This window comes from bacterium, assembly GCA_016124905.1.
Classification (GTDB): domain Bacteria; phylum Pseudomonadota; class Alphaproteobacteria; order Rickettsiales; family RI-342; genus RI-342.
The window spans coordinates 166,604-190,939 of the sequence record WGMV01000008.1 but is presented as its reverse complement, the minus strand read 5'-3'; the positions used below and the strand labels follow the sequence as shown (position 1 = coordinate 190,939).

The window sequence follows — 24,336 nt, the reverse complement described above, 5'->3', positions numbered from 1 at the left end:
TTTTGATTGCCGTACTGTGGCGATTCTATTGCAGAGCACCTGATTTATATGCAGAATTAACATAACTGGAATGCAACGACCCTTCAAGAAAGCCTATGCAGGTTCGCCGCACGCTCATCGAAGCCATATTGGTTCATGATAAATATCCTCATGAAACCTGCATTCTCCATAGGGGAGAGGTATAAAACCTCGCCATAATCGTTCAGATTCACCGCTTTGGCCCTAAGATCGGTCAATAATGAGCAGAGATTGAGCAGGGTGCATTTGAGATATGCCCCCGTATCCTCACCTTGCATATCCGAGAAGTTAATGAAAGCGATGCACACGAAATTCTTGAGTGCTTTGTTTTTTGCCGACCTGCTGATGGATATGTTCAAATCCTGATGAGAAATCTCTTCCTGTGAAACGGCGTAGGCCTTGTTGATATCGTCAACGAGTCTGGTCACGTTCTCGATAATCGTGCCATGCTCCTCGCGTGTGATGATAGAGCCTACATGGATGAAGGATGGGCTGGCCGCAATTACTTCCTGCTGGCTGAACGCCATTGCCAGCTGGCCAGCCAGTGTCAGGGAATACGCATTATCACGCCGAATATCAGACATTGGTCAGCCCGATATTCAATACCTTACTCAGTGCAGCGGCTTGTGTATCATCATAGATGGATGCGAGCATTTCCTGAGTAGACCCGCCAAGAGCATTCTTATCGACCTCGATTCCCCTCAAGGCAGAGCCCACTACCTTACCGGCCATCAGCGCGGCCTGACTGGGATGCATGCCAACCTGGATGGCCTCCCGCATGGTGCCAGCTGTAACTTCGGCCAGGAAAGGCGCTACGTCCATGTTCTGCAGCATCATGTCACGAACCGCTATGTTCAACTGCCCCGTTACCCAAGGCACATGGTAAGGGGATTTGGCATCTGTACCAATGATAACAAAGCTAGAGTTGACTACTGCGGAAGCAAAACGCCTGGCAAAAAAACTCGCCTGGTCTGTGCCACCCAACTCATAATCATTGTAATTTGGTGGAAGCTTGACCTCAATATCGTTCAAGCTTTGAATGCCGTGAGCAAGTGTCTGATAGTTTTTTAAAGCGCCGACTAATTCCTGATCTTTTGGAAAACCAAATTTATCCTGCAAAGCGCCGCGCAGGTCTTTCAATGTCTGGCGAAGGTCCTCATCGACTTCGCTACCAAACAATTTGAATGCGATTGCACCGATACTATTTAATGCCAAATCAAAGTTCTGATTCTGGGCGTTTTTAACCATGTCATTGAAATCTATAATTATTTCAGCCAAATAACCTGACATTTCCGCGTCATCAACGGTTGCTGTTCCGATCACTGACCTAAAGTCCTTCAGAGCTTTATATGCCTGTTGAAGCGTCTTCCATGAGTCTGTATTGGCTGTCATAAGCTAAGTCTCTGTATAATATGAACCATATACTAGCACCAAATAATTAATTTATTAATAATTTGGTGTTGGACAAGACTTTGCGTTGCTTTGCCATTTAACTTCAGCTACTTGCCCCCTACCGTTATGCGCTCAGGCCGGATTTCTGCAACTGGGAATAGCTGGCTGGCTGGAAGGTTTCGCCTTGTTTCTCGTGGGCGTCGATGAGGTGGTTGAGGGCGTGGATGTAGGCCTGGGCGGAGGCGACCAGGGTGTCGGGGTCGGCGGAGTGGCCGTTATATTTGCGTTTGCCGTCGGAGAGCTGGACAGTGACCTCGGCCTGGGCGTCGGTGCCTTTGGTGACGGCGTGGACCTGGTAAAGCTGGAGCGTGGCCTCGTGCGGAAGGATGGAGCTGATGGCTTTGAAGGTGGCATCCACCGGGCCGTTGCCGCTGGTGGTGGCGGTGTAGTCCTCGCCGTCAATCGCAAGCGTCAGGCGGGCCTTCTGGCCTTTGGAGCCGCATTCCACCCAGAGTTCCTTGAATTGCAGGCGCTGGTTGCGCTTGAGGGCGTTGGGGCTGATGAGAGAGAGGATGTCCTCGTCGTAGATTTCCTTTTTACGGTCGGCGAGGGATTTGAACTGCTCGAACACCTCGTCCACCTGGCTGTCGCCCAGATCGACGCCGAGTTCCTTCAGCTTGGAGACGAAGGCGTGGCGGCCGGAATGTTTGCCAAGCACGAGTTCGGATTTGCTTAAGCCCACCGATTCGGGCGTCATGATCTCATAGGTATTGCGGTTGGCGAGCATGCCGTGCTGGTGGATGCCGGATTCATGCGCGAAGGCATTGGCCCCGACGATGGATTTATTCTTCTGCACGGCAAAGCCGGTGACCTGGGAAACCAGGCGGGAAATGCGGGTGATGTGCTCGGTTTTGATGTTGGTTTTAAATGGCAGCAGGTCGCTGCGGGTGCGGATGGCCATGACGATTTCTTCCATCGCCGCATTGCCGGCGCGCTCGCCCAGGCCGTTGATGGTGCATTCGATCTGCCGTGCCCCTGCCCCAAGGGCCGCCAGGCTGTTGGCCACCGCCAGGCCGAGGTCGTTATGGCAATGGACGGAGATGACGGCCTGATCGATATTGGGGACGCGGTTTCTCACCATGCGGATGAGGGCGGCATATTCCTCCGGCACGGCATAGCCGACCGTGTCGGGGATGTTGATGGTCCTGGCGCCCGCTTTGATGGCGGTTTCGATAGCCTTGCAGAGAAAATCATGCTCGCTGCGGGAGCCGTCCTCGCTGCTCCATTCCACGTCGTCGGTGTAGTTGCGGGCATAGGAGACGCTGTCATGGATGGCTTCCAGCACCGTTTCGGGCGACATTTTGAGCTTGAACTCCATGTGCAGCGGGCTGGTGGAGATGAAGGTGTGGATGCGCTTCTTTTTCGCGTGTTTCAGGGATTCGCCCGCGGCGTCGATATCTTTGCGCAAGGCACGCGCGAGCGAGCAGATGGTGGCATTTTTCACCACCTTGGAAATCTGCTGAATGGCACCGGCATCACCCTGGCTGGCGATGGCGAAACCGGCCTCGATCACGTCCACGCCCATGGCGTCCAGCGCTTCGGCCACCAGCAGCTTCTCTTCCATATGCATGGTGGCGCCGGGGGATTGTTCGCCGTCGCGGAGCGTGGTGTCGAAGATGATGACTTGTTCCTGTTTGGCCATGAGGAGGTGCCTTTTGATGGGATGAGTCCATTATCTTATAGCAGGTTTTGCCTTGTGCAAGCATGGGTGCGGCGCAAAAGGCCGGTTTTTCATGCATTTCGCAGCTGCCGGAATGTAACGGGCTGTCGGCTGGATTGCCGCTTTCGCGGAAATGACGAGAAAAACGGGATATTTCTTGCCAGGCCAGGGATTTGGTGCTACATGGCGCGCCCTTATGTAATAACGTCCGAGAGTAGGAGATTCCCATGGTAGCGACGTCGATCAAATACGAACTTCATGCCCAAACCCGCGAAGGCAAAGGCCGCGGCGAAGCCCGCGAAGTGCGCCGCAGCAGCCGCATTCCGGCCGTTGTTTATGGCAAAGGCCTTGAGAAAAACGCCTATATCAGCCTGGATGAGCGCGAGTTCCTCGGCCTGTATAACCGCCCGGGCTTTTATTCCCATGTGTTTGAAATCCTGACCGGCGGTAAGGAAAAACTCCGTGCCGTTCCGCGCGACGTGCAGCTGCACCCGGTGACGGACAAGCCGGAGCATGTGGATTTCCATTACGTCGCCCCCGGCGAAAAAGTGCGCGTGAAAGTGGCGCTGCGCTTCAACGGCGCCGACAAATCTCCCGGCATCAAAAAAGGCGGCACGCTCAACATCGTGCGCCGCGACCTGGAACTGATGTGCGACCCGGACCATATTCCGCAGGTGATCGATATCGACTTGTCGGATGTGAAAATGGCCCAGTCCATCCATATCAGCCATATCGCACTGCCGCAGGGCGCAACCCCGACCATTACCGAGCGTGACTTCACCATCTGCACGATTGTGGGCCGCCGCGGTCAGAAAGACGAAGATGAATCCGGCGCGCCGGGCGCAGCCGCTGCCGGTGCCGAAGGCGACAAGGCCGCTGAAGGCGATAAAGGTGGCGATAAGGCCGCTGCCAAGAAGTAAGCGTTTCGCGCTTGACTCTGAAGCGGAGAAACCACACGGTTTCTCCGCTTTTTTGTTGAAGGTTTCTTATGCTGCTCATCGTTGGGTTAGGTAATCCAGGCAAGGAATATGAGGCCACGCGGCATAATGCGGGCTTTATGGCGGTGGATGCGCTTGCCGATAAATACGGGTTTGCGGAATGGCGCAGCAAGTTCAAGGGGCATATGGCGGAAGGCAGCATCGGCGGCGTCAAAACCCTGCTGTTGAAGCCGCAGACCTTCATGAACCGCAGCGGTATCAGTGTGGTGGAGGCGGCAGGCTTTTATAAGATACCGCCTGAGAAGATCATGGCGATTCATGACGAGCTGGACCTGCCCGCGGGGCGGATGAAAACCAAGCTCGGCGGCACCCCGGCGGGCCATAATGGCCTGAAAGACATGGACAGGGTGCTTGGACAGGGCTATTGGCGTGTGCGGCTTGGCATCGGTCATCCCGGCAGGCGCGAGATGGTGCATGGGCATGTGCTTTCCGATTTCGACAAGGCGGAACGCGTGGCGCTGGACGATGCAATTGCCAAACTGTGCGAGGTGATGCCCGAGTGGCAGGAAAAGCCCGAGCGGTTTGTAGAGCATATTAATGGTTTCGCTTCGGCGGAATTGAAGGTGAAAGGATAGTTAAGATGGTTGCGTGCGGTATTGTGGGGCTTCCGAATGTGGGTAAATCCACCCTGTTCAACGCGCTGCTGAACACGATTGCGGCGGAAGCCGCGAATTATCCTTTCTGCACCATTGAGCCGAATAACGGCAAAGTGGCGGTGCCCGACCCACGGCTGGACAAGCTGGCAGCGATTGCCGGTTCGCAAAAGCTCATCCCGACCCAGCTGGAATTTGTGGATATCGCAGGACTGGTGCGCGGGGCGAGCAAGGGCGAAGGGCTGGGCAACCAGTTTCTGGCGCATATCCGCGAGGTGGATGCCATTTTGCACGTGCTGCGCTGCTTTGACGATGGCGACGTGACGCATGTGGAAGGCCGCGTGGACCCAAAGAGCGACGCCGAGATCATCAATACGGAATTGCTGCTGGCGGACCTGGATAGCCTGGAAAAGCGCCTGCCGAACCTGCAGAAAAAGGCTAAAGGCAATGACAAGGAAGCGGCGGCGCAGCTGAAGCTGGTGGAACAGCTCATCCCCCTGCTTTCGGAAGGCAAGCCAGCGCGCGCGCTGAAAGTTGCGCCGGAGGATGCGGCGACCTTCCGTTTGCTTCAGCTCATCACGGCCAAGCCGGTTTTGTATGTGTGCAACGTGGATGAAGGCTCGGCCGCCACGGGCAATGAATTTTCCAAGCAGGTGGCGGAGATGGCCAAGGCGGAGGGCGCGCATCATGTGGTGGTGTCGGCCAAGATCGAATCCGAAGTTGCCGTGCTGGAATCCGACGAGGAGAAGAAAGAATTTCTCGGCGCGCTGGGGCTGGAAGAGACGGGCCTTAGCCGCGTGATCCGCGCGGCCTACGATCTGCTCGGGCTTATCACCTTCTTCACCGTGGGGCCGAAGGAAGCACGCGCCTGGACGGTGACCAAGGGCACGACGGCGCAGAATTCCGCTGGCGTCATCCATACGGATTTCGCGCGTGGGTTCATCGTAGCGGAAACGATTGCGTATAATGATTATGTCGCGCTGGGCGGCGAGACCAAGGCCAAGGAGATGGGCAAGCTGCGGCTGGAAGGAAAAGAATACAGAACGCAGGACGGCGATGTGTATCATTTCCGCTTCAACGTGTAACACCCGCTTGGGCTGCGAATGATTCTCGCCAAGTTTCGCTTGGCATTCGCACAGGCTGGCGTATTTTGCGGGTGAACTTTGCCTGAGGGATGTTTATGGGTATGCCTGCCGCCAATCTTTCCACCGTTTCTGCCGTGCAACTGGCCGATCGCCTGAGGCGCGTGAAGCCCTCCCCCACCATTGCGGTGACGACCAAGGCGGCCGAACTGAAAGCCGCAGGCAAGGATGTGATCGGCCTGGGTGCGGGCGAGCCGGATTTCGACACGCCGGACCATATCAAGCAGGCCGCGATTGACGCGCTGGCCAAGGGTCAGACGAAATACACGCCGGTGGATGGCATCCCCGCGTTGAAGCAGGCGATCGCGGATAAGTTCAAGCGTGAGAATAAGCTGAGCTACAGCACCAAGCAGATCACGGTCGGCACCGGCGCCAAGCACATTATTTTCAATGCGTTGCTGGCCAGCCTTAATGAAGGCGATGAAGTGATCATCCCTGCCCCGTTCTGGGTGAGCTACCCGGATATGGTGGCGTTTGCGGGTGGCGAGCCGGTGATCGTGCAATGCCCGGAAACGGACGGGTTCAAGCTTTCGCCCGCGCTGCTGGAGGCGGCTATTACGCCGCGCACGCGCTGGCTGATTTTGAATTCGCCCTCCAACCCGACGGGCGCGGCCTACACCAAGGACCAGCTGATTGCGCTGGCGGCGGTGCTGAAGCGCCACCCGCAGGTGATGGTGCTGGCGGACGATATTTACGAACATCTGGTGTATGACGGGTTTGCGTTTCACACGCTGGCGGAAGTGGCACCGGAAATGTATGAGCGCACGCTGACGGTCAATGGCGTGTCCAAGGCCTATGCCATGACAGGCTGGCGCATGGGTTACGCCGCAGGGCCGGAGCCGCTCATCAAGGCCATGACGATGATCGCCTCGCAAAGCACCTCCAACCCCACCTCCATCACGCAGCATGCGACGGTGGCCGCGCTCAACGGCCCGCAGGAATTCCTGGCCGACTGGCGCAAGAGCTTTCAGCGCCGGCGCGACCTGGTGGTGAACGGGCTGAACGCCATCGACGGGCTGGATTGCATGACGCCCTCGGGCGCGTTTTACGTCTATCCTTCCTGCCGGGGGCTGATCGGCAAGAAAACGCCGCAGGGCAAGCTCATCCAGAGTTCCGACGACCTGGCCGCCTATCTGCTGGAAGAGGCGCTGGTGGCGGTGGTGCAGGGAACGGCATTCGGGCTGGATCCCTATTTCCGTATTTCCTACGCGACCTCCGATGCCGTGCTGGAAACGGCCGTGCAGCGCATCGCCGCAGCCGTGGGCAAGCTGAGCTAGGGCGCGCGCGGTGGCCTCACCCCATCTTCCGGATAGCGGTCGCGGCAAGGGCAGCATGAAAAGCCTGCGCTTTCTGTTTTCCTATTGCCGTCCTTACCGCAGGCAGATGGTGCTGGCGCTGATTGCGCTGAGCTTCACGGCCATTTCCGTCCTCAGCATGGGGCATGGGCTGCGCTTTCTGGTGGATGAGGGGCTCGGCAAGGGCGACCCGCACCTGCTGGACCGTTCCTTCCTGGTGCTGATCGGCATGATCGGCATGCTGGCGGTGGCGTCTTTCGCGCGCAGCTTCTACATCGCCAGTGTGGGCGAGCATGTGGTGGCCGATATCCGGCGCGACCTGTTCCGGCATGTGGTGAGCCTGTCGCCGGAGTTTTTTGACACCACGCGCACGGGCGAGATTCTCAGCCGCATGACGGTGGACACCACGCTGCTGCAATCGGTTGTGGGGAACACGGTCACCTTCGCCCTGCGCAACGCCATGCTGCTGGTGGGCGGGCTGATCATGCTCATCATCACCAGCGTGACGCTGACCAGCTATGTGCTCGGCATCATCCCGCTGGTGGTGATACCCATCATCATCCTGGGCCGCCGGGTGCGTGCGCTTTCACGCGAGAGCCAAAACAAGGTGGCGGATGTGAGCGTGCATATGGAAGAGACGCTCGGCAGCATCCGCATGGTGCAGGCCTATGGCCTGGAAACTCAGCGCAGCATCGGCTTTCAACAGCGGGTGGATGATGCGCTCGGCATGGCCATTCGCCGGATTCAGACACGCTCCTGGCTGACCTCGATCGTCATCGGCATGGTATTCGGCGCCATCGGCGTGGTGCTGTGGGTCGGCGGACGCGAGGTGATCGCGGGGCATATTTCTCCGGGCGATCTTTCGGCGTTCGTGTTTTATTCGGTCGTGGTGGCTGCCGCGGTGGGCGCCATCAGCGAAATCATCGGCGACCTGCAGCGCGCGGGCGGCGCGGCGGAGCGCATCGTGGAGCTGATGCACCAGCCCGCCACCATCACCGCCCCGGCAGAACCGGCCACCCTGCCCGACCAGAGCGAACGCGCGCTGGACTTCGCACATGTGAGCTTTCATTACCCGACCCGGCCGAACCAGAATGCGCTGGAAGATTTCACGCTCGCCGTCAAACCGGGCGAAAAGGTCGCCCTCGTCGGCCCAAGCGGCGCGGGAAAAAGCACGGTGTTTGCCTTGCTGCTGCGTTTTTACGACCCGTCATCGGGCAGGATTTCGCTGGACCGGGTGAATATCAACCAGCTTGACCCGCAAAGCTTGCGCGCCGAATGCGCATTGGTGCCGCAGGACCCGGCGATTTTCTCCGCCGATGCATGGGAGAATATCCGCTGCGGCAGGCCGGATGCGAGTGATGAGGAAGTGATGCAGGCGGCCAGAGCCGCCCGCGCGCATGAATTCATCATGGCGCTGCCGCAGGGGTACGAGAGCTTTTTAGGCGAACGCGGCATCCGTCTTTCCGGTGGGCAGCGCCAGCGGATTGCGCTGGCCCGCGCCATTTTGCGCAATCCGCGCGTGCTGCTGCTGGACGAGGCGACCTCCGCGCTGGATGCCGAAAACGAAATGGAAGTGCAAAAAGCGCTGGAAACGGTGATGCAGGGACGCACGACCATCATCATCGCCCACCGCCTGAGCACCGTCCGCGCGGCCGACCGCATCGTGGTAATGGATGGCGGGCGCGTGGTGGCCGAGGGCACCCATCAGGAACTGGTGAAGGAGCAAGGGCTGTATGCAAGGCTGGCGGAGCTGCAGCTGGCGGCCTAAGCCACGTCACACAGGTTTAATAAAGTTGTTTTATAGTTTAGGCTAAAATATGGGGCTTAAACATGGCGGTTTTTACAACATTGCAGCTAAACCAGGTCGGGAGCATCCTGGATGCCGTTGGCTTGCAGGATCAGCTGGGTGAACCGCTTTCCCTCACTCCCATGAGTGACGGCATTACGAATACCACGTATAAACTAACCACAAGCGACGGCGAATATGGCTTGCATCTGCTTGAGGAAAGCCCTCTTCGTACCCTTTCGGCTCACGATATCGTTTATTACACGCAACAACTGATACAACAGGGAGCTCCTATTACTCCTTACGTGGGGCAGGCAGCAACATGGAATGGCAAGGAATGCTTCCTTAGCCAATGGGTCACAGGCGAACAAATCCAAAAACCTGTGCCCCGGGAAATTTATCTTACGTCCCGGGCTCTTGCCCATTTTCACAACGCCTCTCTCAACGTGCCCGTTGATGGCAGCGAATTATCAGCCAAGCGTAATGGTGGCAGCCTGATTGGCGCGCTGTCCAGTTATGCCCGCAGTATGGTTGGTATTGCAGGCTCCATTATTACGCACGGGAATGTTAGCCTTGAAGACCTGCTTGCATGTGCAAAACCGGATTGCCTCATTACCATGCAGGCCGTGAAACATGCCACTACGGATCTGCCAAAGGGACTTATTCACGGGGATGTTTGGCAGTCCAACATTATTTACCATGGCGACGATGTTACCTTCATCGACATGGAAAAGTTGAAATATTCCTGCCTCGTAAAAGACCTTGCTCAATATATTTACAGTTCATGCCATGATGGGAAAGGTCATATCAACCCTGAACTGGTCAAAACAGCCATCGGCGGTTATCAAACCGAACGCTGCTTATCGCAGGATGAGCTTCTTGCCATTCCGCTACTGATTAAACAGATTGCCTACCTGGATATGGCAGCCGCCATTTATCGGGGGGGATTAAACCGCGAAACGTCCGAGGGCGTTGCTTTAGCTTTAGAAAAGGGCAATGCCATTATCAACAGCTGTTGCGGTGTATTGGACAATGCCATTATCAGCATTGCAGCAGACAGCGGCGCTCTTGGGTTAGACGTTGCGTAACCCCTCTGCGCCTAAACCCCGCCTGTACCAGTAATGCTCGCTATTTAACCGGCGCTGCAGGATCATCGCCTGTTTGTTTTGCACTGACAGCTTCTTGAATTTGATTGATCATCTGTTGATCAGCGACATTAGCCGTATCAAATGAGAGGGTTCCCATTTCGGCGGCGGTGGAAAGGGCGAGGATGCGGTCTGGTGAATCCTTGCCGATGAGTTGCTCCAGCGCCTGCTGCATGTAGGCGACCATTTTGATGCCGTAGGCGCGGCCCTGGGCGTAAACGGGGATGCCGACCGTATCCTTGAGGTTTTCCATGGTGCGGCTAAACTGGTTGGCGATGTCGATTTCGGCATTCAGCGGATCGCGGCTGGCACCGGGCGGCAATTGCGCCAGCACGGCATCGCGTTCTTTTTCCAATTCCACCGTAAGGGCGGCATGGTTCTTCAAGCGGGCGGTAAGCGCATCGATCTGTTTCAGCGTGGGGTCATCGGCGGCGAAGGCGGCGCGGTAGGCCATATCGGCAGATTGGCGGATGGCGGTGTCGGTCGTTTGCAGCATGGAAGGCCCGCCGCGCAGCATGGCCATGACGGATGGAACGGCGCTGGCGGGCGAATGGGTGATCATTTCCATCAGTTGCTGCGGGGTGAGCCGCGTGGGAGCGGCGGGCGTGGCATCGTTAAGGGCGGAGCGGATAAGCGGGGCGTAGGCCGGTTGCTCGGCGGCGAGTTTTTTCAGGTCGTCACGCTCGGACTGACCGAGCCCCTTGATGACGCTTTCCACGGCGGCGGCGTGCAGCACCCTGCCTGCCTGTTCCATGCGCTGCCATTCACTTTCGCTCATGGCTTTGTCGCCATGTTCCTTGCGGGCGCTGGCCAGGGTGAGGAACAACCGCACGCCGGACTGGTAACGCTTGGCCACGGGTGCCACGCGGTCGGCCAGGTTATCGGGGAACGGGCGACGGTCGTCGGTGTCGAATTTATTGACCGGGTTGGCGGATGAGGCATCGTTCAGGCCGATGCCGCCATAGCGACGCGCTGCCTGAAGAACCATCAGCAACTCGTTGTTCTTCATGCCGATATGTTGATCGACATCGCCTGCTTTGCCACGGATCATGCCGAGGTTGGGCTTGGCGTCCTTCAGCCATTTGGCATCGGCGGTGACGTTTACCAGCGTGTCGCGTAATTTGCCGTCGGCGAGGATTTCGTCGATGACCGGGGCGGCGGCCTCGAACCCTTCGGGCTGCTGGTTCTGGTTGAAGCCGCGGGTGACGATGGCCTTGAGGGCTTCGGCCTGCGCCTCGTTGAAGGGCTGGCCGGGCTTGACGGCGTCGCCTGTGAAAAGCGGCTTGAGCAGATCGAACAGCGGCTTGATTTCAGCCAGGCGCTCGGCCGCCGCTCCCTCATGGCCAAACCCCATATACTGAGCGAGGTAGGCGGCGAATGCATCGGCATCCGGCGCATGGCGCAACGCCACCAGCGCACCGGCAACCTGTTGGGAAACAATCAACTGGCTCTGGCGGGCCTCGCCCAGATAATAACGGCTGTATCCCTCACCTCTCGCATCGGGCAAGGCGTGGCGGGCCTCGCTTGCGATGGCGCCCCTTGTTTCTTCATGCGAAGGCACCATATTGTAATGAAGGTAGGAAGGCGCAGCGCCAGCCAGCGGCTGCGGCAAGGCCTTCAGCAGTTCCAATACATGATCGGGATTCATATCGGCCATGAGACGGCGCTTGATTCCTAAAGCATTTTACGGCTTCCAGACTAGCGGGAAAAGATTGCAAAAGCTTTACGGTTTTCACTAACCCGCCCATTGGCAAAGAATTTGCATATGGTGCGGCATGCGCATGAATGTTAAGGGTTTCTTGAATTTTCACTTTGTTTCAGCCATGCACACACAATATATAGCGTAAATTATGTATTTACGTTAGTATATGTAGGAAGGGGTAAAAGGGTTGATGGCAGACGGGTCGGATTTTTCCAATGCATTCAGCGGCGCCTGGAAGCGCCAGGATAATGCGCCGCAAGGCGCAGCCCCGGCTGGTGCGCCCGCTCAACCCGTACAGTCGGCGGGCCAGCCCGGCGCCTCGCCGCTCAGCGGCCTCAGCCTTGCCGGACAGGGCGCGGTGCTGCAAAGCACGCCGCTGAACGCCCAGCAGGTGCAGTTGCAGAATTTTGCCCCCGCCCAGCCCGCGCCACCACCGCCTGCCCCTCAACAACCCCTGGCCGCCCAACCGGCTATCGCCGCGCCCGCACCCGCCGCCGCCCAGCAGCCTCCCACCAACCCCATGGCCGCCGCCGCCGTGCCGCCTGCCCCCCCCGCCGCGCCACAAGCCGCCGCAGCCGGAAGCGCGCCCGACCAGCCGAAACGGCCGATGCGCATCGGGGAAAAGCTGATTTCACTGGGGCTGATTTCCGACGACCAGTTGCAGATTGCGCTGCAGGAACAAAAGCGAAGCCGAAAGCTGGTGGGGCAGATTCTGGTGGAGATGGGCTTCCTCACCGAGAGCGCGCTGACGGAAGTACTGGCCGAAAGCTCCGGCACGCAGCGGTTTGACCCCAAGACGGCAGTGCTGGACAGTGCCGTGATCCGCACCATCCCGAAGGATGTGGCCATGCGCCAGAAGGTGCTGGCCGTGGAGATGGCGGGCGATACGGTTAAAATCGCCATGGCGGATGTGTTCAACGTGCTGGCCATTGACCAGATCCGCCGTTTCTTCCCGAAGAACACGCAGCTGATCCCGGTGTTCTGCTCGGAGACGGAAATCCTCGAGCTGATCGACAAATATTACGATTACGAGATGTCGATCGACGGGATTCTGGAAGAGATCGAAACCGGCATCCGCAGCAAGAAGGTGGTGCTGGAAGGTGAAACGGACGGATATGTGAACCCGACCGTGCGTCTGGTGAACGCCATTTTGCTGGATTCCATCAAGCAGGGCGCATCCGACATCCATTTTGAGCCGGAGGGGAACTTTCTGCGGCTGCGTTACCGCATTGACGGCAGTTTGAAGCAGGTGCGCTCGTTCCACCTGAGCTACTGGGCGGCGATGCTGGTGCGCATCAAGATCATGTCCAACATGAACATCGCCGAGACGCGCCAGCCGCAGGACGGGCGCATCGCTTTCAACGCCATGGGCCGCGAGGTGGACTTTCGCGTGGCCGCGCACCCGATGGTGCATGGCGAGAATATCGTGATGCGTACGCTTGACAAGGCGAAATCGCTGGTGTCGCTGGATAAGCTCGGCTTCAGCGAGCACAACATCAACCTGCTCAAGAAGCTGCTGAAGCGGCCGGAGGGCATCATCATTGTGACCGGCCCGACAGGTAGCGGAAAGACGACGACGCTTTATTCGGTGCTGGGGTATATCAACTCCATCGAGGTCAACATCATGACGCTCGAAGACCCGGTGGAATATCAGCTGCCGCTCATCCGCCAGACGAACGTACGCGAGGGCGGGACGGATTTCGTCAACGGCATCAAATCCCTGATGCGTCAGGATCCGGACATCATCTTCGTCGGGGAGATCCGCGATAAGGACACCGCCGTGATGGCCGTGCGCGCGGCGCTGACGGGCCACCAGGTATATTCCACGCTGCACACCAACGATGCGATAGGTTCCATCCCGCGTCTGATGGATATCGGCGTTCCGTCACATTTGATTGCGGGCACCATGATCTGTGCGCTGGCGCAGCGGCTTGCGCGCAAGCTCTGCCCCAAATGCCGCGCGCCGCGCCGCGCAACGGTGGATGAATGCCAGATACTCGGGTTCGACCCGGATGAATCCCCTACGATTTATGACGCCGCAGGCTGCGAACATTGCAATGGCAGCGGTTATAAGGGCCGCGTGGCGATTGCCGAGATTCTTGCGTTTGACCCCGGGCTGGATGACCTGATCGCCAAGCATGCCACCCGTAATCAGATGATGGAATATTGCATGGATAACGGCTTTGTCCGCATGGCCGATGACGGGGTGGACAAGGTGGTGAAAGGCGTGATCGACATGGAAGAGTTGATCGGCAATATCGACATGACGGCGAGGTTGTAACATGCCCACCTTCCGTTACAGCGCACTCAATGAAAAAGCCCGGAGCATCAAGGGCGAGCTTTCCGCCGCCAACGACATTGACTTGGAAGAACGGCTGAAGGAAGTCGGCCTTGAGCTGATCGATTACCGCATCGTGAAGCAGAAGGGCAGCTCACGCTTTTCAAAGGTCAACCTCAAGGACATGATCCTGCTCTGTTTGCAGCTGGAGCAGCTGGACCGCGCGGGCGTGCCGCTGCTGGATGCGCTTTCGGACGCACGGGATGCGGCACAGTCCGGCAAGATGCGTGACGTGCTTTCCGACGTGTTCGATTCGGTCAAAAGCGGCGAGGTGCTTTCCAAAGCATTCGCTAAATATCCGCGCGTGTTCGATTCGGTGTTCACCGGCCTGATTGCCGCCGGTGAAAAAACGGGCCAGCTGGCCAAATCCTTCGACCATTTGAGCCACCACATGAAATGGGTGAACGACCTGCGGCGCAAAGTGCGCAAGGCGCTCGCCTACCCGGCCGTGCTGGCCGTGGTGGTGAGCGGGGTGATCACCACGCTGATGCTCACCGTGGTGCCCAAGCTGACGGATTTCATGCTGAGTCAGGGTTTTGAACTGCCCATCCACACAAAAATCCTGATCGCCTTCTCTCACTTCATGGGCGATTACTGGTATATTGTATTACCGACGCCGGTGGTCCTCATCATGGTGATCGCGACGCTTTACCGCATATCGGAACCGTTCGCCTACCGGTTCGATTTGATGTCGTTGAAAATCCCGGTGATCGGGCCGACGATCCGCAAGATCGACATGGCACGCTTCACGCACTTTTTCGCGGTGATGTTTTCCAGCGGCATCGACATTCTGGAATGTCTTTCCAGCGCGAAGAAGGTGGTGAATAACCGCGTGATCAATGCGTCCATCGATACGGTGATACGCGCCGTGTCGGAGGGTAATTCGCTGACCAATGCGCTGCGCATGTCCAACCAGTTTCCCAACCTGGTGGTGCGCATGTTCAAGATCGGCGAGGATAGCGGCAACCTGGAGGAAGCGCTCGAGAACGTGAACTTTTTCTACGACCGCGAAGTGAACGACGCCGTGGACCGGCTGGTGGGGATGATCCAACCCACCATGACGCTGGTGCTCGGCATGATGATTGCCTGGATTGTGGCCAGCGTGTTCGGGCCGCTTTACCAGACATTCAGCAACCTCAAATTCTGAGTCACGAATGGCCGCCAAGTTACGAAAAAAACGGCAATTCATTCTGTCAGCTGGGGATGACGGCTGCATCCTGGTTTATATGGAAGGCAAGACGGTGCTGCGCCGTTTGTACGCCCCCTCGCCTTCGCCGGATGACGTGAAGCATTTCGATTCGCTGTTTCAGACGGATAACCGCGCGACCATTCTGTTGATGTTCGACAATATGGACCAGAGCTATGTGCAGCATACGCTGCCGCCGGTGAGCTCGCTCAGCATCAATAAAATCATCAAGCGCCGTTTGGACCGCGACTTTCTGCCGCAGGACATCAAGGGTGCGCTTTCGCAGGGGCGCAACAAAACGGGCCGCAAGGAATGGTATTACATGTTCGCATCACTCGCGAACAACCCGCCCATTTCCACCTGGGTGGATTACTGCCTGGACAAGCCGAATATCTTAGAGGGTATTTACCTGCTGCCGGTGGAGGCGGAAACGCTCGGCAAGTCGCTGGACAAGCTGTTTCCTGAAGAGGGCGCAAAGCCGGAGCGGAAAAAAACCAAAAAGAAAAAAGGCGAGGAAGAGGAAGCGCCCGTGGTGCGCTGGCACCTGATCGTCAGCCATCAGAAGGTGGGCGGCTTTCGCCAGGTGGTGCTGAAAAACGGAAGGCTGGCCTTCACCCGCATGGCCACGCCGGTGGGCGAGCCCACGCCGGAAGTGATCGCCGGCAATATCGAACAGGAAATGACCAGCACGTTGGAATATCTGAAGCGCCTCGGCTTCAATTCATCGGACTGGGTGGACCTTACGGTGATTGTGGCAGCGGATATCCGATCGCATCTGTCGCTTGAGAAGCGTAATGCCAAGCGCATTCTTGTGAAAACACCGCATGAAATCGCCACGGCCATGCAGGTGAGCAATGCCACGGAACCCAGCGACCATTTCGGCGATATCGTGTTTGCCATTTCGCTGGCCATCAACCGTAAAAAAGTGCTCCGGCTGTTTACGCCGGAGCTGAAAAAGATTTTCGATCTTTTCCAGTTCGAGCAATTCGCGAAGGTGGTGTCGGTTGTCAGTATTCCGCTGGCGGTGGTGGCCACTATCTGGCTGATTGTCAGCGGGGTGCTGATGGTGAGCGACATCAGCGACGCGGAGAAAAAGGACAAGCAGGGCAAAGCGCGGAAAGATGAGATTCAGGCGGAGGTGAACAAGCTGCCCGCCAGCATTGACGAGATTGCCGAGGTCACGAAAATATCCGATTTCCTTGAGAAGAATAGTTACAACCCGCTCAAATTTCTTGCCACCTTCGCGCAGGCGCTGGATGAAACTACGGTTATCCACAGCATCAAATGGGCCAGCAGCAACGAGGCTTACCCCAACAGCGGCGCAAGCATGGGACAAAGCACCACGCCCGTGAAGGCCGAAATCAAGGTGGAATATGCGCCATCGGGCGATGGGCAGATTGATGAGCTGCTGCAGCGGACGGAGGTGTTTTACCGCAAGCTTTCCGGCATCTTCCCCGATTATAAAATCAATTTCTCCAACCTGCCCGGCGTGGTGAGCAGGACTGAGGATTTCCGGGTTGATTTGAACAAAGAAAAAGAGGCCTCGCCCGCCGCGCAGGATACGTCCATCACCTATACCATGGAAGGGCCGATAAAAGACCCGAACGCACCAGCCACGGGAGCGCCCGCGCCATGAGGTATGATGCGCTGAAAAAACGCGTGAGCAAGATCGGGCTGGTGTGCGGCGGCATCATCGGCGGTTGCGGAGTACTGGCATTCGCTGCCTACAGCTTCTATGCCGACCGGGCCGACAAGCTGCACAAGCTTGAAACCAGCATCCGTACCACCAACAGCGACATACAAAACCTTGATGACGGTTTGAACAAAAGCCGCACCAGCCTGCCTATCTATAATACCCTGATGGCGAAGAACCCGCCCAACACGGAAACGCTCGACCGTAAAAAACTTACCGAGGTGATTGCGTACCTCAAGGAGCATTACGACCTGGTGGATGCGCAGATTTCCATAAGCCCTATCGTGAAGCTGGACAAGGACCCGTTCACGCTGCAACGCATGAAGGCGGAGCATGCGCTGGTGACGGTGACGGTGGGCGCGCTGAGCGATGAGCTGCTGTTCTCGTTCATCGACCATTTGATGCGCGTGGCGCCAGGGCTCACAGTGGCGGAATCACTGAATGTGGAGCGTATGTCCAACATGGATGACGCGTTTTACGATGCCATCAGCAGCGGCAAGCCGGTGCAGGCGGTGAAGGGCACCTTCTCCTTCCACTGGATCGGCGTCAGCAAGGCCGATGTTCCGGCCGATGCGGCAGGCGCGCCACCCACGGGGGCCACGCCATGATGCGCCGCGCGCTTCCTTTGATGGTGGGTGTTGCAGGCAGCATGCTGGCATGGACGGTGCTGGCGCAGAATGCGCCCGCCCCCGCCGTGGCAACCAATACGCCCGCCACGCCTGCTGTACAGACGGCACCTGCCGCACCGCCACCGGTGACGAACACGCCGGCAGTGCCCGTGCCTGCCGCACCGACGCCTGTGATTTCCGCACCGGCGCCTGCGGACGCGCCGTCGTCCGCACCGGCCGTTCCTACCGCACCGGTGGAAACAGCGCCGGGGGCGCCTGTGGCTGCTCCTTCCGCGCCTGTGGCGTCACCGTCGCCCGCACCTGACGCGCCCGCGGCAGTCCAGCCCTCTCCCAATCCGGGTGAACCGGCAGCACCAGCGCAAGCACCTATGCCTTCAGCGGATGCCAATACAGCCGCCTCGAATGCTCCGGCTAACCCCATGGTGACGTTGCCGGGCAAGCCTATCGACCCGGCGGCAGCGGCGGTGCCAACGGCGCCGGCCACCGGCCCGGAAGGCAAGGTGCTGTTCAATGACATGGCGGATAACTGGCAGATATCGGTGATGTTTCCGCCTACCGAGGCGCGAAAGTTCGAACGGTTCATGGCGGCCAAAAAACGCCGCGCGACCATGGGCGTACCGGGAGGGCAGCAAGGCACCGCGCCCGATGGCAGCCCGATTGACCTGGATGCCGCGCCGCCACCTCCACCCGCACCGACCGAAGCGCCTGCTTTCTATCTGAGCACTATCATCTATAAAGGTGAGAATAAATGGGCCGTATGGCTGCGCGGGTATAAATTTACCCCGGAAAACCTGGAAGACGGCACCGTCACGCTCATCAACGTCACGAAACAGCGCGCGACATTTGAATGGATCGCCGAAGGGCTGGACGTCATCTCTCCCAACTGGGAAGAGAAGGTGAAGGACACGAAGCAGGTGAAAGTGAAGGACGATAAAAAGACCGTGGTATTCAGCCTGTTTCCCAACCAGAGCTTCGTCAGCCGAGTGATGAAGGTGATCGAAGGCAAGGCGGAATCCACCCCGCTGGGTGATGGAAAAGACCAAAAAACCGCCGACGGCGCCGCACCGGCGGATGCAGGGGCTACGCCCGGCGACGGCAGGTTTGATACGCAGGCGCCGCCCACCACGCCCGCAGCGCCGGAGGCCGCAAACCCGCCCCAGGCGCCGCAAGCGCCGGACAGCGTAAATGCGGCCAATGCCAAGGCGGAAAAACTGAAACAGGCCGAAAAGGCGATCAAGGGCCTGCTGGACCCGATGAAGCCGAGCAACCACCCGGGTGTGGACGCGCTGGAAAATAAACCGCCCGCCGAGGCGACCGGCCCGGCCAGGGATGCCGCCAGCGCCTTCAAGGACCGCGTTAATAACGGTATCGTCAATCCGGACAGCCTGCCCGCCCCTGCCCCAGTGGCACCAGCCGCCGTTCCTGAACAACCCGCTACCACAACCACCCCTCCCGCCACGGTAACGCCATGAGCATCGCCCCGCTTTCCATCCGCCATTTGACCAAACGTTATGCCGCCGGGTTCGCCGTGCAGGACATGTCACTGGAATTGAAGGCCGGGGAGATATTCGGGCTGATCGGCGTCAATGGCGCGGGCAAGACAACCATGATCAAAGCCGTGCTGCAGCTGCACGGGCATGACGAAGGCGATATCCGCCTGCACGGCGTGGATGCGCGGCTGGCGGAAAGCAGGCGCGACGTGATGTATCTGCCGGAGAAATTCGCCCCCTCGCCGCTGCTGACGGGGCTGGAATTCATCCGCCTTACCTTGTCGGGCTATGGGCTGACGGCCAGCATGGAGGAAGTGGATGCGATGGCCAAGGAGCTGATGCTCGACCCGGCGGCGCTCAGGCGCGTGGTGCGGGGCTTCTCCAAGGGCATGGGGCAGAAGCTCGGGCTGATGGCGGTGCTGCTGGCCAAGCGCAAATTATTGATCCTGGATGAGCCGATGAGCGGGCTGGACCCCGCCGCGCGGGCGGAACTGCGCCAGGCCCTGATACGCTACCGCGAGGCGGCAAAAGACCGGACCATCTTTTTCAGCTCGCATATCCTTTCGGATATCGAGAGCATGTGCGACCGCATCGGCGTGATGCATGGCGGGGTTCTCGCTTTTACTGGCACAGCGGCCGAATTTCGTGCTAAACACGGCCGCAGCAAGGACCTGGAGGCGGCTTATATGCATTTCCTTGCCAATGCTTCCAGCCCTGCGAAGGACAAAAAACGCAAGGCATAAACGGCTATCATCATGCTTGAGAATCCTGTTCGTATCGCCGTGGTCGGCACCGGCTATGTGGGGCTGGTGACGGGCGCCTGTTTCGCCGACTGGGGCCACAAAGTGGTGTGCGTGGACCGCGACGAGGTGAAGATCGCCGCGTTGAAAAAAGGGCGCATCCCGATTTATGAGCCGGGGCTGGAGGTGATTGTCTCCCGCGCGGTGGAAAGCGGCTGCCTGCATTTTACCAGCGATATGAAAGAGGCGGTGAAGGACGCGGAGGTGGTGTTCCTCGGCGTGGGTACGCCGACGCTCAAGGGCACGAACCATGCGGATGTTTCCGCCGTCTATGCGGCCGCGGAAAGCGTGTGCCGGAACCTGACGCGGGATGCGGTGCTGGTGACGAAATCAACCGTGCCGGTGGGCACGGCGGAGCAACTGCGCGCACGGATTGCCAAACTAGGCATTGCGCATAAGGTGGAGGTGGCATCCAACCCGGAATTTCTGCGTGAAGGCAGCGCGGTGATCGACTTCATGAAGCCCGACCGGGTGATTGTGGGCGCGGACAGTGCCTTTGCCGCTTCGCTGCTGGAGCGGGTGTATGATCCCATCCGCGTGCATAGCGTGCCGATCATTGTCAGCAACACGACGAGCGCGGAACTGATCAAATATGCGGCCAATGCATTCCTGGCCACCAAGGTGACTTTTATCAACGAGATGGCGGATATCGCCGAGCGGCTGGGCGCGGACATTACGAAAGTGGCGCACGGCATCGGACTGGATCATCGCATCGGGACGGCGTTTTTGAACCCCGGGCCGGGGTTTGGCGGCTCGTGCTTTCCGAAGGATACGCGGGCACTGGCGGCCATCGCGCAGGATGTCGGCTCACCCAGCCGGTTGGTGGATGCGGTGATTTCGGCCAACCATAACCGCATGAGCTCGATGATCCACCGCATCATCGTGGCGGCAGGCGGCAGCTTGCACGGCAAGCGCGTGGCAGTGCTGGGGCTAACCTTCAAGGCCAACACGGATGACATGCGCGAATCGGTGAGCATGATTATCATCCCCGCGCTGCTGAACGAGGGTGCCGATGTGGTGGCGCACGACCCGGCGGGCATGGAGCATGCCAGCGCGCTGCTGCCATCGGGGGTGCAGTATGCCGGGAGCCCGGAAGAATGCATCAAAGGTGCGGATGTGACCATCATCCTCACCGAATGGGATGCGTACAAGCGCCTGCCGGTGGAGCGTTTCTCGCTGATGCAAACACCGGTGGTGGTGGATATGCGCAACCTCTATGCAGTGGATGCGATGAAGAAAGCGGGTGTTACCTATTACTCGCTCGGACGCCCCCCCGTGGGCGTGTGAAATGGCCGCGCCGGGCGACAAACTGCTGCGGCTGGGTTTCGGCACGGATGCCGCGCAGGCGCTGGCTGGCTGGATGTGGGGCCTGGCTGAAAAAACGCCCGAGCTGCTGGCGAAGCAGACGCTTTTTATTCCAAGCCTTCGTTTGAAAAAGCCGCTGCAGGCGGCGTTGCTTGCCCTGTCGGGCAGGGAGGCCCTGCCCTTGCCGCGCATCATCGGACTGGGCGAGCTGGACGACGAGATGGCCGTCATCGACCCTGCCCTTGCCGCCCTGCCGCCCGCCATACCCGCCGCGCAACGGCGGCATCTGCTGGCGCGGCAGATCGGCGCATGGCTGGAGCGGCGCGGCCAGCCCGCACCGCCGGAGCATGCGTTGCATATGGCCGAAAGCATGGCGGAATTGCTGGACGAGCTTGGGCGCGAAGGCATTGCGCTGGAAAAGCTGGAAGGGCTGGTAAAGGGAGACCTGGCGAAACACTGGCAGGATAGCCGCGATTTTCTCGCCATCATCAGCCAGCACTGGAACGCCATCCTCGCCGACCAGGGGCGGGTGGAAAGCACCACGCGCCAGTGGCAGGCGGTGGAGGCCTATGAAACGGCATGGCGGATGGAAATGCCGGATGCGCCCGTGATCATCGCGGGGTCAACCGGGAGCGCGCCTTCCACGCGCAAGCTGATGCAGGCGGTGATGCGGCTGCAGCAGGGATATGTGGTGCTGCCCTCGCTGGACCCGTTCATGCATGCCATTGAAGGTGAGCTTCCCGCCAGCCATCCCATGTGTTTGCTGAAGCGGCTGCTTGATATGTTCGGCCATAAGGCGGCGGATGTTCCGGTGATTGGTGATATGCCCGATTTCGCGCGGGACCGCGCGGCGGTGGCATCCGCCCTGTTCTGGCCGGCGGAGGCCACCGCGCCCATGCCCGTGCATGAGATGGCGGCAGAGGCCATCACGCTGGCGGAAGCACCGCATGAGCATGGCGAGGCCAGGCTGGTGGCGCTGCTGATGCGTGAAGGGCTGGCGGAGCATCCGCAGGGTTTGACCGCGCTGGTGACGCCGGACCGCGTGCTGGCGCGGCGGGTATCCGCCGAGCTGGCGACGCATGGCATTTTAGTGGATGACGGCGCGGCACAGCCGGTGCTCAAAATGCCCGAGGCACGGTTTTTGCGCCTGGTGCTGGCATGGCTGTGCAGCCTGCGCGGCGACGAGGGCCGCGTGCCCGAAGCGCTGATGGCCATGCTGAAACACCCGCTGGCGGCGCTGGGCATGCCACCGGCGCAATGCCGCCAGGCCGCACGGGAAATAGAGCGGCATGTGCTGCGCCAGCGCGCCAGCATGCAGGACTGGCGCAGCATCATGAAGCTGGCGGCTTCGGCAAGGCTTTCCAGCCAGGCGGAAGGGCTGCTGGAAAAGCTGGACGCGCTGGCCGCGCCATTGCTGGCCATGCCCAAATGGCAGGAGGCGGAACAATGGTTTCAGTCGCATATCGGCCTGTGCGAAACCATGGCCGCCAACGACGAAACAAGCGGCCCGGAAACCTTATGGGGGTATGAACATGGCGAGCAGCTGCGCAACACATTACACGGCTTTCAGCATGCGCTGGCGCTGATGGGGTCCATTTCCGGCGGGCATTACCGCGCCGCGCTGGAACATCATCTGGGCAGCGCCACCTACCGCCCCGTTATCCAGGCCCATCCCAACCTGCTGATCATCGGGCCGATGGAAGCGCGCTTGTTAAGCGCCGAGCGGGTGATCGCCGCCGGGATGAATGAAGGGACATGGCCCGCCGCGCTTTCGCCCTCCCCCTGGCTGAACCGGGCCATGCGGAATCAGCTCGGACTGCCGCCGGTAGAGCAGCGGCTGGGGCTGGCGGCGCATGACATCTGGCGGTTGATGGAAATGCCGGAAGTGATCTTTACCCGCGCCCGGCGCACAGGCCGCTCGCCCAGCCTGCCGAGCAGGTGGTGGGAGCGGCTTGCCGCTATTTCCACCCAGCCGGGCATGAAACAATCCCGGCTGGATAAAACGGCGCATTATGCGCACTGGATGGCGCTGATGGCGCCCATGCCCGCGCATGAACCACGCCCGCAGCCATCACCGATGCCGCCGCTGGATGCGCGGCCGGATGTGATTTATGCCACGGCGCTGGAACTGCTGCGGCATCATCCTTATGCCTTTTATGCCAAATATATTCTGAAACTCAGGCCGCTTGAAGAGATTGGCCAGGAGCCGGGCGAAGGGGATTACGGCAGCTGGCTGCATGAGGTGATGCTGGGATATGACCATGTGCAGCAGGCGAGCACGGCCACGCCCGGCGTGGAGACACTGATGGCCCTTGGGCGCGAAAAGCTGCCCCATACCAAACTGACGGCAGAGCAAGCGGGCATGTGGCTGCAACGGCTGGGGCTGATGGCGCCCGCGCTGGTGCGCGCCGATGCGGCAAGGCGGGCGGAGGCCGTGCGCCTGTTTGCCGAATGCGAAGGCGGCATCCTGCGCCAGCTGAACGGGCGCAGCATCACGCTAAAAGCACGGGCGGACCGACTGGAGGCGTGGCAGGACAGCACGCTCAGCGTGGTGGATTACAAGACAGGCAAGATTCCAACCAAATCGGATATCGAGAAGGGACGTGCCCTGCAGCTGGCGGCCGAGGCGGTGATTGCCGCCGAAGGGGGATTTACGGAGGCGGGTGCGCCCTCCATCCGCGAAATGTGGTACTGGGCGTTGAAAACGCACCTGGCCGATGAGCAGGACGGGCTGGTTTTTACCGTGGATGAGGATTTCCTGAAAAACGCCGCGGAGCGCATAAATGGCTGGATGGAGAAATTCCTGGCGAATGCGGACAGCGCTTTTGAGGCCTATCCGCCCCAAGGGAGTTCCTACGCGCCATTTGTGGAGGATGTTTACCGCCAGCTGGCGCGTGAGGATGAGTGGGGATAGTTTTGCTGCCTGCGCTTTGCGCAGGATTACGCGTCAATAAGGCGCGGGGCGCGGTCGCACCCAGTCGCTGCGCTCCGCCTCTTTTGTGGTTCGCTGCGCTCTCTGCACGCGCCAATAAGGCGCGGGGCGCGGTCGCGCCCAGTCGCTGCGCTCCGCCTCTTTTGTGGTTCGCTGCGCTCTCTGCACGCGC

Annotated in this window: 19 protein-coding genes; 14 read left to right on the top strand and 5 right to left on the bottom strand. The window is 59.4% G+C overall.

Going from position 1 to position 24,336, the window contains the following annotated elements:
- Nucleotides 1-83: 83 nt before the first annotated feature.
- The 3 genes from GC177_03025 to GC177_03015 all read right to left on the bottom strand — a co-directional run bounded on the left by GC177_03025 (nucleotide 84) and on the right by GC177_03015 (nucleotide 3,112).
- Nucleotides 84-602 carry a hypothetical protein gene (locus GC177_03025; GenBank protein ID MBI1274929.1) on the bottom strand — a complete coding sequence of 173 codons (519 nt, stop codon included), beginning with the start codon at nucleotides 600-602 and terminating at the stop codon, nucleotides 84-86.
- Nucleotides 595-1,410 (bottom strand): hypothetical protein, encoded by an 816-nt coding sequence (locus GC177_03020; GenBank protein MBI1274928.1) that lies wholly within the window; start codon nucleotides 1,408-1,410, stop codon nucleotides 595-597. The genes GC177_03025 and GC177_03020 overlap by 8 nt, the downstream gene beginning before the upstream one ends.
- A gap of 124 nt (nucleotides 1,411-1,534) precedes the next feature.
- Nucleotides 1,535-3,112, bottom strand: a complete 1,578-nt coding sequence (locus GC177_03015) for a 2-isopropylmalate synthase (GenBank protein MBI1274927.1) — start codon at nucleotides 3,110-3,112, stop codon at nucleotides 1,535-1,537.
- A 245-nt stretch (nucleotides 3,113-3,357) separates the two neighbouring features.
- Between GC177_03015 and GC177_03010 the strand changes: the two genes are divergently transcribed.
- The 6 genes from GC177_03010 (at nucleotide 3,358) to GC177_02985 (ending at nucleotide 10,032) form a co-directional block, all read left to right on the top strand.
- The gene (locus tag GC177_03010) at nucleotides 3,358-4,050 is read left to right on the top strand and encodes a 50S ribosomal protein L25/general stress protein Ctc (protein ID MBI1274926.1); all 693 of its coding nucleotides are present in this window, start codon (nucleotides 3,358-3,360) and stop codon (nucleotides 4,048-4,050) included.
- A gap of 68 nt (nucleotides 4,051-4,118) precedes the next feature.
- Nucleotides 4,119-4,703, top strand: a complete 585-nt coding sequence (locus GC177_03005; GenBank protein MBI1274925.1) for an aminoacyl-tRNA hydrolase — start codon at nucleotides 4,119-4,121, stop codon at nucleotides 4,701-4,703.
- Nucleotides 4,704-4,708: 5 nt separating this feature from the next.
- Nucleotides 4,709-5,806: a redox-regulated ATPase YchF gene (ychF, locus tag GC177_03000; GenBank protein MBI1274924.1), complete on the top strand. Its 1,098-nt coding sequence runs from the start codon at nucleotides 4,709-4,711 to the stop codon at nucleotides 5,804-5,806.
- Nucleotides 5,807-5,907: 101 nt separating this feature from the next.
- The gene (locus GC177_02995) at nucleotides 5,908-7,140 is read left to right on the top strand and encodes an aminotransferase class I/II-fold pyridoxal phosphate-dependent enzyme (protein ID MBI1274923.1); all 1,233 of its coding nucleotides are present in this window, start codon (nucleotides 5,908-5,910) and stop codon (nucleotides 7,138-7,140) included.
- A gap of 55 nt (nucleotides 7,141-7,195) precedes the next feature.
- Entirely contained in the window at nucleotides 7,196-8,926 is a 1,731-nt protein-coding gene (locus GC177_02990) for an ATP-binding cassette domain-containing protein (protein MBI1274922.1), read from the top strand.
- Nucleotides 8,927-8,988: 62 nt separating this feature from the next.
- Nucleotides 8,989-10,032, top strand: coding sequence for a phosphotransferase (locus GC177_02985; GenBank protein MBI1274921.1), 1,044 nt, complete (start codon nucleotides 8,989-8,991; stop codon nucleotides 10,030-10,032).
- Between the two features lie 40 nt (nucleotides 10,033-10,072).
- Here GC177_02985 and GC177_02980 read toward each other — a convergent pair whose 3' ends face one another.
- The gene (locus GC177_02980; GenBank protein MBI1274920.1) at nucleotides 10,073-11,746 is read right to left on the bottom strand and encodes a hypothetical protein; all 1,674 of its coding nucleotides are present in this window, start codon (nucleotides 11,744-11,746) and stop codon (nucleotides 10,073-10,075) included.
- Nucleotides 11,747-12,398: 652 nt separating this feature from the next.
- Between GC177_02980 and GC177_02975 the strand changes: the two genes are divergently transcribed.
- The 4 genes from GC177_02975 to GC177_02960 are packed head-to-tail and all read left to right on the top strand — an operon-like array spanning nucleotide 12,399 to nucleotide 17,616.
- Nucleotides 12,399-14,072, top strand: a complete 1,674-nt coding sequence (locus GC177_02975) for a secretion system protein E (GenBank protein MBI1274919.1) — start codon at nucleotides 12,399-12,401, stop codon at nucleotides 14,070-14,072.
- 1 nt (nucleotide 14,073) lies between these two features.
- Nucleotides 14,074-15,276, top strand: coding sequence for a type II secretion system F family protein (locus GC177_02970; protein ID MBI1274918.1), 1,203 nt, complete (start codon nucleotides 14,074-14,076; stop codon nucleotides 15,274-15,276).
- 7 nt (nucleotides 15,277-15,283) lie between these two features.
- Nucleotides 15,284-16,951: a hypothetical protein gene (locus GC177_02965; protein MBI1274917.1), complete on the top strand. Its 1,668-nt coding sequence runs from the start codon at nucleotides 15,284-15,286 to the stop codon at nucleotides 16,949-16,951.
- The gene (locus GC177_02960; protein ID MBI1274916.1) at nucleotides 16,948-17,616 is read left to right on the top strand and encodes a hypothetical protein; all 669 of its coding nucleotides are present in this window, start codon (nucleotides 16,948-16,950) and stop codon (nucleotides 17,614-17,616) included. Before GC177_02965 ends, GC177_02960 begins: the two co-directional genes overlap by 4 nt.
- Here the strand turns inward: GC177_02960 and GC177_02955 are convergent.
- On the bottom strand, nucleotides 17,555-18,025 hold the full coding sequence (locus tag GC177_02955; GenBank protein MBI1274915.1) for a hypothetical protein: 471 nt from the start codon (nucleotides 18,023-18,025) through the stop codon (nucleotides 17,555-17,557). The genes GC177_02960 and GC177_02955 overlap by 62 nt on opposite strands.
- A gap of 31 nt (nucleotides 18,026-18,056) precedes the next feature.
- Between GC177_02955 and GC177_02950 the strand changes: the two genes are divergently transcribed.
- Genes GC177_02950 through addB form a run of 4 tightly spaced genes read left to right on the top strand, consistent with a single transcriptional unit; the run spans nucleotide 18,057 to nucleotide 24,146 of the window.
- Nucleotides 18,057-19,109, top strand: a complete 1,053-nt coding sequence (locus GC177_02950) for a hypothetical protein (protein ID MBI1274914.1) — start codon at nucleotides 18,057-18,059, stop codon at nucleotides 19,107-19,109.
- The gene (locus tag GC177_02945; GenBank protein MBI1274913.1) at nucleotides 19,106-19,870 is read left to right on the top strand and encodes an ATP-binding cassette domain-containing protein; all 765 of its coding nucleotides are present in this window, start codon (nucleotides 19,106-19,108) and stop codon (nucleotides 19,868-19,870) included. The genes GC177_02950 and GC177_02945 overlap by 4 nt, the downstream gene beginning before the upstream one ends.
- A 12-nt stretch (nucleotides 19,871-19,882) precedes the next feature.
- Nucleotides 19,883-21,214, top strand: coding sequence for a nucleotide sugar dehydrogenase (locus GC177_02940; GenBank protein MBI1274912.1), 1,332 nt, complete (start codon nucleotides 19,883-19,885; stop codon nucleotides 21,212-21,214).
- 1 nt (nucleotide 21,215) lies between these two features.
- The gene (gene addB / locus GC177_02935) at nucleotides 21,216-24,146 is read left to right on the top strand and encodes a double-strand break repair protein AddB (protein ID MBI1274911.1); all 2,931 of its coding nucleotides are present in this window, start codon (nucleotides 21,216-21,218) and stop codon (nucleotides 24,144-24,146) included.
- Nucleotides 24,147-24,336: the final 190 nt, after the last annotated feature.

Bases quoted from the DNA above. Each gene is read 5' to 3' on its own strand.
- GC177_03025 (MBI1274929.1), bottom strand. From the start codon at position 602: ATGTCTGATATTCGGCGTGATAATGCGTATTCCCTGACACTGGCTGGC.
- GC177_03020 (MBI1274928.1), bottom strand. From the start codon at position 1,410: ATGACAGCCAATACAGACTCATGGAAGACGCTTCAACAGGCATATAAA.
- GC177_03015 (MBI1274927.1), bottom strand. From the start codon at position 3,112: ATGGCCAAACAGGAACAAGTCATCATCTTCGACACCACGCTCCGCGAC.
- GC177_03010 (MBI1274926.1), top strand. From the start codon at position 3,358: ATGGTAGCGACGTCGATCAAATACGAACTTCATGCCCAAACCCGCGAA.
- GC177_03005 (MBI1274925.1), top strand. From the start codon at position 4,119: ATGCTGCTCATCGTTGGGTTAGGTAATCCAGGCAAGGAATATGAGGCC.
- ychF (MBI1274924.1), top strand. From the start codon at position 4,709: ATGGTTGCGTGCGGTATTGTGGGGCTTCCGAATGTGGGTAAATCCACC.
- GC177_02995 (MBI1274923.1), top strand. From the start codon at position 5,908: ATGCCTGCCGCCAATCTTTCCACCGTTTCTGCCGTGCAACTGGCCGAT.
- GC177_02990 (MBI1274922.1), top strand. From the start codon at position 7,196: ATGAAAAGCCTGCGCTTTCTGTTTTCCTATTGCCGTCCTTACCGCAGG.
- GC177_02985 (MBI1274921.1), top strand. From the start codon at position 8,989: ATGGCGGTTTTTACAACATTGCAGCTAAACCAGGTCGGGAGCATCCTG.
- GC177_02980 (MBI1274920.1), bottom strand. From the start codon at position 11,746: ATGGCCGATATGAATCCCGATCATGTATTGGAACTGCTGAAGGCCTTG.
- GC177_02975 (MBI1274919.1), top strand. From the start codon at position 12,399: ATGCGCATCGGGGAAAAGCTGATTTCACTGGGGCTGATTTCCGACGAC.
- GC177_02970 (MBI1274918.1), top strand. From the start codon at position 14,074: ATGCCCACCTTCCGTTACAGCGCACTCAATGAAAAAGCCCGGAGCATC.
- GC177_02965 (MBI1274917.1), top strand. From the start codon at position 15,284: ATGGCCGCCAAGTTACGAAAAAAACGGCAATTCATTCTGTCAGCTGGG.
- GC177_02960 (MBI1274916.1), top strand. From the start codon at position 16,948: ATGAGGTATGATGCGCTGAAAAAACGCGTGAGCAAGATCGGGCTGGTG.
- GC177_02950 (MBI1274914.1), top strand. From the start codon at position 18,057: ATGGTGACGTTGCCGGGCAAGCCTATCGACCCGGCGGCAGCGGCGGTG.
- GC177_02945 (MBI1274913.1), top strand. From the start codon at position 19,106: ATGAGCATCGCCCCGCTTTCCATCCGCCATTTGACCAAACGTTATGCC.
- GC177_02940 (MBI1274912.1), top strand. From the start codon at position 19,883: ATGCTTGAGAATCCTGTTCGTATCGCCGTGGTCGGCACCGGCTATGTG.
- addB (MBI1274911.1), top strand. From the start codon at position 21,216: ATGGCCGCGCCGGGCGACAAACTGCTGCGGCTGGGTTTCGGCACGGAT.